The sequence below is a fragment of the Amycolatopsis sp. NPDC004747 genome, assembly GCF_053601335.1.
This window is the reverse complement of record NZ_JBSGBQ010000016.1, coordinates 98,547-111,305: the sequence shown is the minus strand read 5'-3', so window position 1 is coordinate 111,305 and position 12,759 is coordinate 98,547. Positions and strand designations below refer to the sequence as shown.

Here is a 12,759-nt window from a genome sequence, read left to right as displayed (position 1 = left end):
CGGTGAGCCCGCTTACGACGATACGGAGTACTCGTTCCGGTTGTCAACGAGGAGACGTGATGGAGAAGATGCGCGCCGACGCGCGGCGCAACCGGGCCAAGGTGCTGGCCGCCGCGGAGGAGGCCTTCGCCCTGGACGGCCTTGCCGTGCCGCTCGACGACATCGCGCGGCTCGCCGGGGTCGGGGCCGGGACCGTCTACCGGCACTTCCCCAGCAAGGAAGCGCTGTTCCAGGCCGTCGTCCTCGAACGCATCCAGCAGTTCGCCGAGGAAGCCCGCGCGCTCGCCGAAGCCGACGATCCCGGCGAAGTGTTCGTCGAGTACTTCGTCCGCGTCATCAAGCAGGCGTCGCTCAACCGGGCCATCTGTGACGCCCTCGCCGAGTCCGGCGGCCACGCCGTCAAGGCCGGCGCCGGCGACGAGTTCCGCGCCGCGCTGGCCGAGCTGCTCGCCCGTGCGCAGGCGGCCGGCGCCGTCCGCGCCGACATCGACGGCGACGACCTGCGGGCGCTCATCGTCGGCTGCCTCGCCGTCGAGCGGTACGCGCCGGGGAGCGCGCACCTGGTCCGGGTGGTCATCGACGGCCTGCGGGCGTCAGATCGCGCAGCTTCCGCAGCGGCGACCACACCATGATCGCCGCCGAGGCCAGGACGCCGGCCGCGGCGACGTGCAGGGTCGCCCGCATGCCGATCGGGCCGGCCAGCGCGCCGCCGAGCAGGCTGCCGAGCGGCACGACGCCGTAGACCAGCGTCTGCGAGATGGCGTTGACCCGGCCCAGCAGCTCCGGCGGTGTCACGGCCTGCTGGAAGCTCACGCCGAACACGCTCAGCACGATCACGCTGTAGCTGGTGAAGAAGCCGGCGAGGACGTAGCAGGTGAGCGCCCAGCCGCGGCCGGTGAACGGGTAGAGCTGGTAGGCCAGGCCGAACAGCACCGCCGCACCCCACAGGGCACGTGCCTGGCCGATCCGGTCGCCGAGCCGGCGCGCGGTGAACCCGGCGGTGACGGCGCCGGTCAGCGACGCGGTGCCGAGCACCCCGATCACCCAGGGCGAGAGCCCGAGGTCGCGGGCGAGGAAGACGATCACGATCGCCAGGTGCGCAGACTGGAAAAAGCTCGACACGGCGCCGTGCGCGCTGATCGCCAGCAGGACGCGGTCGCCGCGCACCAGCCGCAGCCCCTCGCCGATCTCGCGCCACAGCCGCCGCTCCCGCGGCGCGGGCCGCGTGTCGGGTGTTTCGATCCGGCGCAGCCAGAGCGCCGACCAGAGGTAGCTGACGGCGTCGACGGCCAGCGCCGCCGCCACGCCGAGCGCCTGCACGATCACCCCGGCGAGGCCGGGGCCCGCGACCGCCGCCATCGAGCGGTTCGTCTGGAGCCGCGCGTTGGCTTCGGGCAGCTGTCCGGACGCCACCAGCCGGGGGACGTAGGTCTGGTGGGCGACGTCGAAGAAGACACCGAGCAGGCCCACGCCGAGGACCACCGCGAGCAGCTGGGCCATGCCGAGCACGCCGAACAGCGCGGCGACCGGGACCGAGGTGATCAGCACGGCCCGCCCGGCGTCCGCGGCGATCAGGACCGGGCGGTGGCGGATCCGGTCGCACCAGGCGCCGACCTGCAGGCCGAGCACCAGGTACGGCAGGGCTTGCGCGGTCCGCAGCAGCGAGACCTCGAAGACCGGCGCGCCGAGCGCGGTGACCGCGAGCAGCGGCACGGCCAAGACGTCGATCCGGCTGCCGAGCTGACTCACCAGGTCGGCGAGCCAAAGACGGCGGAAGTCTCGGTTCCTCAGTACCCCCATCGTTCCAAGCTGGCACATGAGCGTAGTCGGCGCAAGAAACTTGAGGCTCATCCGCTCAAGGTGCACATCGGGTAACACCACGTAAGATCAACGCGAGTTAGTCCTCGTACCTGCGCTGCGCGTGGCGAGGGGGTGCCCGATGAGCGGCCGACCTACCTGGGGCTCCGCCGCGGTCACCGGCCTCGCGGGGTTCGCCACCGGGCTGCTCGTCGCCGCCATGCTCGTCGCCGGGCGGCCCGCTCCGCGCAGCGTCGAAACGCCCGCGCCGCCGACCAGGACCGTTTCCGCGGTGCCCGTCACGGTGACCGAGTCCGCGCCACCGGCCACCGTCACCTCGGTCGAGACGCCGTCGCCGACGACCACCACCAGCGTCGTCGAGGTCACCGTGCAGCCGCCGACCTCGGCGACCTCCGTCACGCCCACCTCGACTTCGCCCCCGCTGCCGCTGACCTCGATCTGGCGCGACTGAGGATGCAACCCGGCGGGCCGCCGGCGCCGTCTGGTCGGCATGCGTTGGGTTCTGGGGTTCGCGGTGCTCGCCACCGCCGTGGCCGGGTGTGCCGGGCCGGAGCGCGCCTGCACGGCGATCGGCGTCCCGATCGGCATCAGCCTGTCCGTTCCGGCGCCGAACGGCGTCTCGAAGGCGACGCTGGAAGCCTGCTGGCGCGGCCAGTGCGTCACCCGCGACGTCGGCCTGTACCCCGAGACGTCGGCGGGCGCGACGACCTGCACGGGCACCGGCCCGGACAGCTCCTGCGGCACGTCGATGGTCCCCACCGGCGGCCTGCACGGCTTCGCGGACATCCCGGGCCTGCCCGCCGAACCGGTCAAGGTCACCGTCCGGTTCGACGACGGGAAACCGCACACCGTCGAGGTGACCCCGGCCTTGACCGAGGCGAACGGGCCCGGCTGCGGGAAGGACGGCCCGCAGGCGCAGCTCGTGGCCGGTCCCGACCACGAGCTGCGGGTGCGTTAGCCGACGTCCCGGCGCTTCCAGCCGGCCAGGCCGGCGACCAGTGCGACGACGGCGACCGCCACGAGCCAGACCAGCGGGGTCGCGGTGAAGGCCTGGCCGGGGAGCTTCGGCGGGTGCTGGAACGGCGAGACGTCCAGCACCGCCTGCGGCAGGTTCACGACCGGGCCGAACAGGCTCAGCAGCAGCGCGAGCGCCCCGACGGCCCAGGCCGCGGCCGAAAAGCCCGGCAGCAGCCCGAAGATCGCCACCGCCAGCGCCACGACCACCCAGGCCGCGGGCAGCTGGACCAGCATCCCGGCCAGGGTGTCCGCGAGCGAGCCGCCGACGTCGCCGGTGCGCAGCCCGTTGGCCAGGCCCATGAACACCCCGCCGGACAGCAGCAGCGCCGCCGTGCCGAAGAAGGCGAACACCAGGTGGCCGCCCGCCCAGCGCAGCCGTCCGACGCTGGTGGCGAGCACCGGCTCGAGCCGGATCGCGGTCTCCTCGCCGCGCATCCGCAGCACCGCCTGCACGCCGTACAGCGACGCCACCATGGCGAACATCCCCGCCATCGCGGCCAGGAACGCCTGCGTGAGCGCGTGGCTGCCGCCCAGCCGCTCGAAGATCTGCTGCGCCTGCGGGCTCGACCCGACGAGGTCGCCGATGCCGCTGGCGATCGAGCCGAACACCGCGCCGACCACGGCCGTGCCGATCGTCCAGCCGAGCAGGGGGCCGCGGTGCAGCCGCCAGGCGAGCGCGAGCGGTGACCGCAGGCTCGCCGCGGCCCTGGCCGGCCCCGGTCGCGGCGGCAGGATGCCGACGCCGACGTCGCGGCGGGGCAGCAGCCAGTACCCGAGCGCGCCGACGACCAGCGTGCACCCCACCGGCAGCAGGAGCACCCACCAGCGTTCCCCGGCGAACGCCCGGACCTGCTGCACCCAGCCGATGGGCGACAGCCAGGACAGCCAGCGGGCGTCCACAGTGGAGTCCCCGGCGCCGCGCAGCAGGAACGCGGCGCCGACCACGGCGGTCCCGATGCCGTTGGCGGTCCGGGAGTACTCGGCCAGCTGGGCGGCGACCGCCGCGACCGCGGTGAACACCAGCCCGGACAGCGCTTCCGCCGCGCCGAAGGCGAGTGAACCGGCCGCGGGCAGGCCGGCGCCGATCATCGTGACCGCCTGGACCAGCCCGGTGAGCACGCTCGCGCCGCCGGCCACCAGCAGCGCCGCCGTGAGCGCCGCGTACCGGCCGACCACCGCGGAGGCGAGCAGTTCCGCGCGTCCGGTGTCCTCCTCGGCGCGGGTGTGCCGGGTGACCGTGAAGACGACCATCAGCCCGGTGAGCAGGGCCAGGAACCCGCACATGCGCCAGGCGATGAACCCGCCGGCCGTGGTCAGGTCGAAGGGCGGGCCGTAGAGCAGCGCGTAGGACGGGTTCGCGTTCGCGCCCGCCTGCAGGGCGAGCCGGTCGGCGACGGTCGGGTAGAACTGCGTGAACGTGTTGACCGTGCTCGCCGGGACGACGCTGAGCAGCACGATCCAGATCGGCAGGATCACCCGGTCGCGGCGCAGCGCGAGCCGCGTCAGGTGCCAGGTGCCGGCCAGTTCGCGGGCGGGTGCCACCACGGCCGGGCGTTCGAGCGTCGCGGTCATTTCGCGCTCGCTTCGGTCGTGTAGTGGCGCAGGAACAGCTCTTCCAGCGTCGGCGGCTGGCTGACCAGGCTGCGGACGCCGACCTCGGTCAGCTGCCGGAGTGCTTCGTCGAGCGAGCGCGTCTCGACGTCGAAGCGGACGCGGTTGCCTTCGACCTTGAGGTCGTGGATGTTGGCCAGCTTCGTGAGCCCGTTCGGCGGCCCGGCGAGCTCGGCGGTGATCGACGTCCGGGTCAGGTGGCGCAGCTCGGCGAGCGTGCCGGACTCGACCGTCTTGCCGTTGCGGATGATGCTGACCTTGTCGCAGAGCGCCTCGACCTCGGCGAGGATGTGGCTGGAGAGCAGCACGGTCCGGCCCTGCTCGCGCTCCTCCTGGATGGCGTACTGGAAGGTCGCCTCCATCAGCGGGTCGAGGCCGGACGTCGGTTCGTCGAGGATCAGCAGGTCGACGCGGGAGGCGAGGGCGGCGACGATGGCGACCTTCTGCCGGTTGCCCTTCGAGTACGTCCGCCCCTTCTTCTTCGGGTCGAGGTCGAAGCGCTCGATCAGGTCGGCGCGGCGCTTCTCGTCCAGGCCGCCGCGCAGGCGCCCGAGCAGGTCGATCACCTCGCCGCCGGAGAGGTTGGGCCAGAGGTTGACGTCGCCGGGCACGTAGGCCAGGCGGTGGTGCAGGCTCGCGGCGTCCTTCCAGGGGTCGCCGCCGAGCAGCCGGACGTCCCCGGAATCCGCGTGGAGCAGGCCGAGCAGCACCCGGACGGTGGTCGACTTCCCGGCGCCGTTGGGGCCGAGGAAGCCGTGCACCTCCCCAGCGGGCACCTGCAGGTCCAGGCCGTCGAGGGCCTTGGTCCGGCCGAACGACTTGTGCAGGCCGGTGACCGAAATGGCGTTTTCCATGGTTCGGAAGCTACACTTGCTTCACGAAGTTGTGAAGTTAAGAAAATGTCTAGATCGAGTGATCATGGGGGAGGGGTACGGAAGGATGGGCCGATGACGACGCCTGAAGTGAAGCGGGATGAAGACGCCGTCCGCCGGTACGTCGAGAGCCTCGGGCTCGTGCTGTCGCAGATCGGGATGCAGCGCATGCCGGCGCGGGTGTTCGCCGCGCTGATGACCACCGACGAGGGCAGGCTGACCGCCGCCGACCTGGCCGAGCAGCTGTCGGTCAGCCCGGCCGCGGTCTCCGGCGCGGTGCGCTGGCTCGAGCAGATCGGCCTGGTCGCCAAGGAGCGCGAGCCCGGCGAGCGGCGCGACCACTACCGCCTCTACGACGACCTCTGGTACGCCACCTTCCTCAAGCGCGACCGCATGATCATCATGTGGCGCGACGCCGCCGACAACGGCATCGACGCCCTCGGGGAGGACACGCCGTCGGGCAAGCGCCTCGCCGAGATGCGGGACTTCCTGTCGTTCATGCTCGAGGAGCTCAACGGCATGTACGAGCGCTGGCACAAGCTCCGCGAAGAGCGGAACGCCTAGAGGCCGGCGAGCAGGACGTCCGTGAGCCGCTCGGCGAGGTCGGCCGGCTCGCGCTCCTCGAACGTGGCCAGGAAGGCCTGCTGGAAGCACGCGCCCAGCAGCAGGGCCGCGGCCGCCTCGACGTCGGTGTCCGCGTCGATCCGGCCCAGCGCCCGCTCGGCGCGCAGGTAGTCCGCGACCCGCCGCACGGGCAGGTGCGGGCCGTGCCCGTGCAGTCGGTCCCGGTGTGAGCGCAGCAGTTCCCGCGACGAGAACATCGAGACGGCGATCGGGAAGCTGTCGGCGTAGAACGCCAGGCCGAGCCGGGCCAGCCGGACGAGGTTGTCCCGCAGCGGTGCCCGCCCGGGGTCCGCGGTCAGCTCGGCCAGCAGGGTGCCCAGCGCGGGCAGCTCCTCGGCCAGCACGCTGCGGAACAGGTCGGTCTTGTCGCGGAAGTGCTTGTAGAGCATCGCCTCCGAGTAACCCGCGGTCTGCGCGATCACCTTCGTCGTCGCGTGGGCGTAGCCCTGCTCGCGCATGACCTTTGCGGCCGCGGCGACGATCTCTTCGCGGCTTCCCATGGCGGCTCCCTGAGTGCGTTCTCAGCGCGGTTAGTGAACACTCACCCTACCTGGTGAGTGTTCACTAACCGAGGAGGAGACCCATGAAGATCACCGTGCTGGGGGCGACCGGCGGCGTCGGCGGCGAGGTCGTCAAGCAGGCACTGGACCGTGGCTGGGACGTCACGGCCGTCGTCCGCGACCCGGCCAAGCTGCGGCTTCCCGCCCGGGTCGTGGTCGCCGGGCTGCAGGACCACGAGAAGCTGGCGGCGGCCGTCGAAGGCCGGGACGCGGTGATCTCGGCGGTCGGCTCCCGCGACCGCGGGCCGACCACGGTCTGCGCGGACGGCGCCCGCGCGGCGATCCGGGCCGGGGCGAACCGCCTGCTGGTCGTCAGCGCCAGTGGCATGCACACCGAAGGCGACGGCTTCTTCACGCGCACGCTGGTGAAGCCGCTGCTCAACACCTTCCTGAAGCACGGCTGGGCGGACATGCTCGCGATGGAGGCCGTGGTCGAGGCCAGCGGCCTGGACTGGACGATCGTCCGGCCGCCGATGCTGCTCGACGGGCCGCGTACGGGCAAGATCGCGAGCCGGCTCGACGGCAACGTCCGCACGTTCACCATCCGGCGCGCCGACGTCGCCGCGTACCTGCTCGACGCCGTGGCGGACCCCACGCTGATCAGGGCGAAGGTCTCGATCGCCCACGGATAATCCGCCTTCCTCCCCGCCGCCGCCCTCAACGGAGGCGCTTCGCGCCGCTGTTCTAATTCCGGCATGGTCCTCGTCACTCAAGCTCTCTACGTCAAGCGCAAGACCCCGCGGCTCCCGGGTGCGGCCGGACCGGCGGAGGGGCTGGTCCCGGGCGAGGGCGAACCCTTCCGGCTGGCCGTCCTCGGCGAATCCACCGTGGACGGCGTCGGCGCGGCGAGCCACGAGGAAGCGCTCACCGGCTGCCTCGCCCGCGAACTGGCCCGCGACGGCCGGGCGGTGCGCTGGCAGGCGGTCGGGCGGACCGGCGCCAACGCCCGGGTGGCCCGCGCCGAGCTCGTCCCCCTCCTCCGCCCGGCCGACCTGGTCGTGATCGCACTGGGCGTCAACGACACGATCGAGCTCCGGACGGCCGCGGCCTACCGCCGCGACCTCCTGCGCCTGGTGCTCGACCTGCGCGGGCGCCTGGGTCCGGTCGACGTCCTGCTGGCCGGGGTGCCGCCGATGTCCCGCTTCCCGGCCCTGCCGCGCCCGCTGCGGGACGTCCTCGCCGTCCGTTCCGCCGCGCTCGACAAGGCCGCGGCGACCCTCGGCCGCCTCCCCGGCGTCCGGCACCTCCCGATGGATCCCGCCCTGCTCGACCCGGCCGCCTTCGCGAGCGACCGCTTCCACCCGGGCCCCGCGGGCTACGCCCGGTGGGCGGGCACGCTGGCACGCGCGGTGATCAGTTAGCCGCGCTGCGTCGATTTTCAAAAAAAGTCGCCGGTTCCGGTATCTGGCGGTGCCCCCACTGCGTCCTGTGGAGCAGCCAAGCACGAAAGGAACACGACAGGGGGTGTCGCGTTCGCAGTGAACGCGGTGGCCGGGAGCCGAGGGGGCTACCGGACACCGTTGGCCGGGTGCTCTTCGGGGGAGGGGACATCCGGCGGGGCCCGTTGGGGAGCGGGTCCTTGAGGGAGGGGAGTATCGGCCGGCGCGGGTCCACCCGCCCGTGTCGGCCGGTACCTCCCGCAGTGACCCCTCGTGGAAGAAGACACTGTCCGGTAGTGCACGACCGAACGAAGTAAGTGACCTTGATGTATCCGAGATCCACCTGCACGCTCCTTCCCCCCGAAGGACCCGCGATACTGCCATTGCCGACTCGAAGACTCTTCCGAAGAGGGGCAGATACGGTGACCGACGTGCAAACCACAGAGGTAGATCCGCCTTGGGAGGGCCTGACCGGCGCCGAGCTGCACGCTGCGTGCATGCAGGCCGCCAGAGACGGTGACCGCCGGGCGATGGCCCGCCTCGTCGAAGAGCTGACCCCGCTCGTGTGGCACGTCGCCCGGGCCAACGGCCTCGACCGCTCGGTCGCCGAGGACGTCGTCCAGACCGTTTGGCTGGCCTTGTTCAGCCAGCTCGGCAAGCTCCGCGACCCGAAGGCCCTCGCCGCCTGGCTGATCACCACCACCCGTCGCGAGGCCACCCACCCGTTCGGCCGCCGCATGCAGCCGGTGCCGCTGAGCGACGAAGTCGCCGAAGCGATGCCGAGCACCCAACCGGCACCCGAAGACGAAGCCGTCCGCGCCGACCGCGACCGCCGGGTCTGGCGCGCCTTCGTCCGGCTGCCCCACCGCTGTCAGGAACTGCTCCGGCTGACCGTGCTCGCGGGTCGCGCGGAGTACCAGCTCGTCGCCGAGGCGCTGCGCATGCCGCGCGGCAGTGTCGGACCGACCAGGGGTCGCTGCCTCGACCAGATGCGCGATCTCCTCGCCAGTGAAGGGGGAAGCCGATGAACGACCTCGGGGCGCCGGGGGGCCAAGCCTCCTTCGGCGACGACGTACTGCTGGCCGACGTCGGCCGCTTCCTCGACGAATTGGACCCGCCACCGGGAGACCTGGTGCAGCGGGTCCAATTCGCGCTCGCCCTCGAAGACCTCGACGTCGAGGTCGCCCGCTGGGAGCGGCTGGACAACCTGGCCGGCGTGCGCGGCGGCGGCACCGGCACGATCACGTTCACCGTCAGCGACCTGACGGTGATGATCAACCTGACCAAGATGGGCAAGCTGCACCGCATCGACGGCTGGCTGGTCCCGGCCGGCCAGTACGGCGTCGAGGTCAGAGTGGCCGAGCACGGGACGACGTCGACCACGGCGGACGAAGGCGGCCGGTTCGTGCTCGACAACGTGCCACGCGGGACGACGCAGATCCTCGTGCACCTCGGCGACGTGTCGTGCCGCCGGACCGTCGTGACACCGACGGTCGTGCTTTAGCCCAGGAAGTCGGCCAGGGGGACGGGCGTGAGCCCGTCCTTCTTGGCCCGCTCCACGAAGGCCAGGTAGTCCTCTTTGAACGTCTTCCGGAAGTGCATCAGCACGATGTCGCCCGGCTTGAGCTTGTCCCCGGCCTGGAACTGCACGACCCCGTCGTTGACCGCGGCCGTCCACAGCACCGACGCGCGCATGCCGCACGCCGCCGCCGCCTTCAGCGTGTTCTGGTCGTAGTTGCCGAACGGCGGGCGGAACAGGCTCGGGCGGACGCCGAGGCTCTTGGCGAAGTCGTCGGCGTCGTCGCAGATCTCCTTGCGCTGGAACTCGTACGGCTTGCCCTTGAGGTTCGGGTGGTTGACCGTGTGGTCGCCGAGCGTCGCGCCGGTGGCGTCGAGGATCTGCTTGAAGTAGGCCTCGTGGCCCTTCACGTACTTCTCGTTCAGGAACAGCACCGGGTGGGTGCCGTTCTGCTGCATCAGCTTCAGCGCGTCGGGGTCCTGCACGGCGCCGTCGTCCATGGTGAGGAAGACGTACGGCTTGTCGGTGGTGATCCGGCGGATCAGCGGGACCTGGCCGTTCTCGATCGGCGGCACCTTCTGCTGGACCGTGCCGAACGGGTACGGAGCGGCCACCTTGACGTCGGGGGCGGCTTGCGGCGCCGGGTTCGGCTGGCTCGTTCCGGGCGCTTGCTCGTCCGGCCCGTGCGTCGAACACGCGGTGAGCGCCAACGCCACCACGGCCAGTGCCGCCACCACTCGCTTCATCCCGCGTCCCCTCTCTCCCCGGCGGTCCTGAAGACCACCCGAAAGAGTGACGTCGAAGGGGTGGGAGAAGTTGCGTCAGATGATCTTCTGTGGTGCGGCGCACCCAGGTCAGCGCCCGGTTTCGGCCGCCTTGACCAGCTTGGCCGAGAACAGCCGGATCACGATCCGGAGCGTCGCGGCCAGTGCCGGGCCGCTGCCCCGGACCGGTTCGGTGAACGAGCCGGTCCACCGCAGGTGCGTGCCGCCGCCGTCCGTCGGCGTGAAGGACACTTCGGCGCGGTAGTCCTTGAGCGGCTTGCCGGCGGCGAAGGCGTAGACGTGCTTGCGGCCCGGCTCGTACTCGAGGGTCTCCTCGCGGATCAGCACCGGCCACATCCCGACCTCGCGGACGGCGCCGACGCCGTCCGGCTCCGCGGTGCCCCGTCGCGCCCAGCGGGCCTGGACGATCAGTGGCTTTCCCCACTCCGCCCAGCGCGGGCCGTCCGCTTCGAGCGCGAACAGCGCCTCCGGCGGCGCGGTGCTCGTGCGGTTGACCTCGTAGGAGTACTTGCGACCCACCGGTAACCTCCCGCGTTGTTGACAGACCGATAATTAATCGCGTCCGGCCGCGTAGGTCAAGATGAGGGGGTGAGCACGCCGCGCCCCGACCTCGCCGCGCCGCACTGGCTCGTCCAGCTCCTGCGCAGCTCGCCGGTGCCGGTGCCGTGGAACATGGTCGCCCGGGCCGTGGTCGCGCTGGCCGTCCCGCTCGCGATCGCGTACGCGGCCGGCGACATCGCCGTCGGTGCGCTCATCTCCACCGGGGCACTGCCCGCGGTGCTGTCCGAATCGGCCGGGCCCTACCGCTACCGCGCCCGGCGGCTCGGCGGGGCGACGCTCGCCGCGACCGCCGGTTACCTCGTCGGCCTGCTCACCGGCGGGACGCCGGCGCTGTCCGTGCCCGCGGTGATCCTGGTCGCCGCGGTGTCCGCGGTGATCAGCGCGGCCGGCAGCAACGCCTCGGTCGCCGGGTTGCAGATGCTCGTGTTCTGCGTGCTCGCCACCGGACAGCACGCCACCGGCGTCCGCGTCGAGATCCTGTTCGGCTGTTTCTGCCTCGGCGCCGCCTGGAGCTTCCTGGTCGCGCTCGCCACCTGGACGGTCCGGGCGACCAGCCCCGAACGCACCGCCGTCGCGCACGTCTACGTCGAGCTGGCCGCGATGCTGTCGGCGACCGACGAAGCCGTCTCGCGGGTCGGCCGCCACCGGCTGACCACGGCCATGAACACCGCCTACGACCAGCTGCTCACCGCGCGCTCCTGGCTGTCCGGCCGCGACGCCGCCTACCGGCACCTGCTCAACCTGCTCTCGGCGACGACTCCCGCCGTCGAAGCCTCGGTGGCGATGGTCAACGCCGGCCGCCGCCCGCCCCGCGAGGTCATCGACCACTTCGTCGCGCTTTCGGCGGCGGTGCTGGCCGGTCAGCCCCTGCCGCCTCCGCCGCCGGTGCCGCCCGGCGACCCCGACCCGGTCCTCGCCGCGCTCTACGCGGGCCTGGTCCGGATCGGCAAGGGCGACGACCGCAAGCGCCGGGAACCGACGCCGTGGCACCGCCGCCTGCGGGCGTGGGCGGGGTCGCTCGCGTCCGGCCCGCTGACCTGGATCGCCGCGCTGCGCCTGACGTTGTGCGTCGCGATCGCCGAGGTCGTCGGCCTGCTCGTGCCGCTGGAGCGGTCGTACTGGATCACCCTGACCGTCGGGATCGTGCTCAAGCCCGACTTCGGGTCCGTGTTCGGCCGCGCGGTGCTGCGCGGGATCGGCACGGTCATCGGCGTCGGGATCGGCGCCGCGGTGCTCGGCCTCGGCGCGAACGGCTGGGTGCTGGTGGTGCTCAGCGCGGTCTTCGCCGGCGGCATCGCGGTGGGCAAGGTGCGCAACTACGGCATTCAGAGCGCCTTCGTGACGCCGTTGATCATCCTGCAGATGGGCCTGGCCCACACCGGGAACTGGAGCGTGGTGCTGGCGCGGCTGGTCGACACCGTGCTGGGCTGCGTGATCGTGCTCGTCTTCGGCTACCTGCTCTGGCCGGGCAGCCGTCGCCCGCGGGTGGGCGGGCGGCTGGCCGACGGTTTGGACGCGGTGGCGAAGTACGTCTCGCACGCGCTGGTCGAGGCCTCGTCGGGGGAGGCGCGGCTGGCCCGGTCGCGGGCGCGGCGCGGGGCCTACCGGGCGCTGGCCGACCTGCGGACGGCGTTCCAGCAGGCCGTCGTCGAGCCGTCCGCGCACGGACGGCAGGCGGTGGCGTGGTGGCCGGTGATCGCCGCGCAGGAGCGCGTCGCGGACGCCGTCACCGAGGTCGGCGTGACGATCGGGCGGGGCGTCCCGCCGCCGGACCCGGCCGACGTCGAGCTGCTGACGGCGGCGCTGGGGGAACTCGCGTCGGCCGTCCGGGAGCAGCGGGAGCCTCGGTCGATGCCGCTGCCGGACGCCCCGCGGCTGTCCGGGGTGGTCGACCAGCTGGAGTCGGCGTTCGACGCCGTCCGCGGCCCCGACCTGGCCGAACGCCCGCCGCCGGGGCTGGTCCGGCGGTTCCTGCCCTATCCCAGGCGCGGCTGAGGCTCGTGCGGTTCAATG

Annotated in this window: 15 protein-coding genes; 9 read left to right on the top strand and 6 right to left on the bottom strand. The window is 72.4% G+C overall.

What is annotated here, in order from left to right:
- The first annotated feature begins 59 nt into the window (after positions 1–59).
- Positions 60–632, top strand: a complete 573-nt coding sequence (locus ACWEGE_RS25725) for a TetR/AcrR family transcriptional regulator (protein WP_449663000.1) — start codon at positions 60–62, stop codon at positions 630–632.
- Here ACWEGE_RS25725 and ACWEGE_RS25720 read toward each other — a convergent pair.
- The gene (locus tag ACWEGE_RS25720; RefSeq protein WP_449662999.1) at positions 574–1,800 is read right to left on the bottom strand and encodes an MFS transporter; all 1,227 of its coding nucleotides are present in this window, start codon (positions 1,798–1,800) and stop codon (positions 574–576) included. The genes ACWEGE_RS25725 and ACWEGE_RS25720 overlap by 59 nt on opposite strands.
- Before the next feature lie 139 nt (positions 1,801–1,939).
- Here ACWEGE_RS25720 and ACWEGE_RS25715 point away from each other — a divergent pair, with 139 nt between their 5' ends.
- Both ACWEGE_RS25715 and ACWEGE_RS25710 read left to right on the top strand, forming a co-directional pair.
- Positions 1,940–2,269: a hypothetical protein gene (locus ACWEGE_RS25715; RefSeq protein ID WP_449662998.1), complete on the top strand. Its 330-nt coding sequence runs from the start codon at positions 1,940–1,942 to the stop codon at positions 2,267–2,269.
- Positions 2,270–2,308: 39 nt separating this feature from the next.
- Positions 2,309–2,776, top strand: coding sequence for a hypothetical protein (locus tag ACWEGE_RS25710; RefSeq protein ID WP_449662997.1), 468 nt, complete (start codon positions 2,309–2,311; stop codon positions 2,774–2,776).
- Here the strand turns inward: ACWEGE_RS25710 and ACWEGE_RS25705 are convergent.
- A complete protein-coding gene (locus tag ACWEGE_RS25705) occupies positions 2,773–4,407 on the bottom strand; it encodes an ABC transporter permease (protein ID WP_449662996.1) in 1,635 nt (544 codons plus the stop codon). The two genes, ACWEGE_RS25710 and ACWEGE_RS25705, sit on opposite strands and share 4 nt — an antisense overlap.
- Complete coding sequence (locus ACWEGE_RS25700) at positions 4,404–5,300, bottom strand: ATP-binding cassette domain-containing protein (RefSeq protein WP_449662995.1); 897 nt, start codon at positions 5,298–5,300, stop codon at positions 4,404–4,406. Before ACWEGE_RS25700 ends, ACWEGE_RS25705 begins: the two co-directional genes overlap by 4 nt.
- 93 nt (positions 5,301–5,393) lie before the next feature.
- Here ACWEGE_RS25700 and ACWEGE_RS25695 point away from each other — a divergent pair, with 93 nt between their 5' ends.
- Positions 5,394–5,882, top strand: a complete 489-nt coding sequence (locus ACWEGE_RS25695) for a GbsR/MarR family transcriptional regulator (protein ID WP_449662994.1) — start codon at positions 5,394–5,396, stop codon at positions 5,880–5,882.
- On the opposite strand, the gene ACWEGE_RS25690 is transcribed toward ACWEGE_RS25695, so the two are convergent.
- A complete protein-coding gene (locus ACWEGE_RS25690) occupies positions 5,879–6,442 on the bottom strand; it encodes a TetR/AcrR family transcriptional regulator (protein WP_449662993.1) in 564 nt (187 codons plus the stop codon). The two genes, ACWEGE_RS25695 and ACWEGE_RS25690, sit on opposite strands and share 4 nt — an antisense overlap.
- Before the next feature lie 83 nt (positions 6,443–6,525).
- Here ACWEGE_RS25690 and ACWEGE_RS25685 point away from each other — a divergent pair, with 83 nt between their 5' ends.
- From ACWEGE_RS25685 to ACWEGE_RS25670, 4 genes are all read left to right on the top strand, one after another.
- A complete protein-coding gene (locus tag ACWEGE_RS25685) occupies positions 6,526–7,134 on the top strand; it encodes an NAD(P)-dependent oxidoreductase (protein ID WP_449662992.1) in 609 nt (202 codons plus the stop codon).
- A 63-nt stretch (positions 7,135–7,197) separates the two neighbouring features.
- Positions 7,198–7,863 carry an SGNH/GDSL hydrolase family protein gene (locus ACWEGE_RS25680; protein ID WP_449662991.1) on the top strand — a complete coding sequence of 222 codons (666 nt, stop codon included), beginning with the start codon at positions 7,198–7,200 and terminating at the stop codon, positions 7,861–7,863.
- Positions 7,864–8,303: 440 nt separating this feature from the next.
- Positions 8,304–8,909, top strand: coding sequence for an RNA polymerase sigma factor (locus ACWEGE_RS25675; RefSeq protein ID WP_043788522.1), 606 nt, complete (start codon positions 8,304–8,306; stop codon positions 8,907–8,909).
- The gene (locus ACWEGE_RS25670) at positions 8,906–9,385 is read left to right on the top strand and encodes a carboxypeptidase regulatory-like domain-containing protein (protein ID WP_449662990.1); all 480 of its coding nucleotides are present in this window, start codon (positions 8,906–8,908) and stop codon (positions 9,383–9,385) included. Before ACWEGE_RS25675 ends, ACWEGE_RS25670 begins: the two co-directional genes overlap by 4 nt.
- Here the strand turns inward: ACWEGE_RS25670 and ACWEGE_RS25665 are convergent.
- Positions 9,382–10,146 carry a polysaccharide deacetylase family protein gene (locus ACWEGE_RS25665; RefSeq protein WP_449662989.1) on the bottom strand — a complete coding sequence of 255 codons (765 nt, stop codon included), beginning with the start codon at positions 10,144–10,146 and terminating at the stop codon, positions 9,382–9,384. The two genes, ACWEGE_RS25670 and ACWEGE_RS25665, sit on opposite strands and share 4 nt — an antisense overlap.
- 108 nt (positions 10,147–10,254) lie before the next feature.
- Positions 10,255–10,704, bottom strand: a complete 450-nt coding sequence (locus tag ACWEGE_RS25660) for an SRPBCC family protein (protein ID WP_449662988.1) — start codon at positions 10,702–10,704, stop codon at positions 10,255–10,257.
- Positions 10,705–10,773: 69 nt separating this feature from the next.
- Between ACWEGE_RS25660 and ACWEGE_RS25655 the strand changes: the two genes are divergently transcribed.
- Positions 10,774–12,741 (top strand): FUSC family protein, encoded by a 1,968-nt coding sequence (locus ACWEGE_RS25655; RefSeq protein WP_449662987.1) that lies wholly within the window; start codon positions 10,774–10,776, stop codon positions 12,739–12,741.
- Positions 12,742–12,759: the final 18 nt, after the last annotated feature.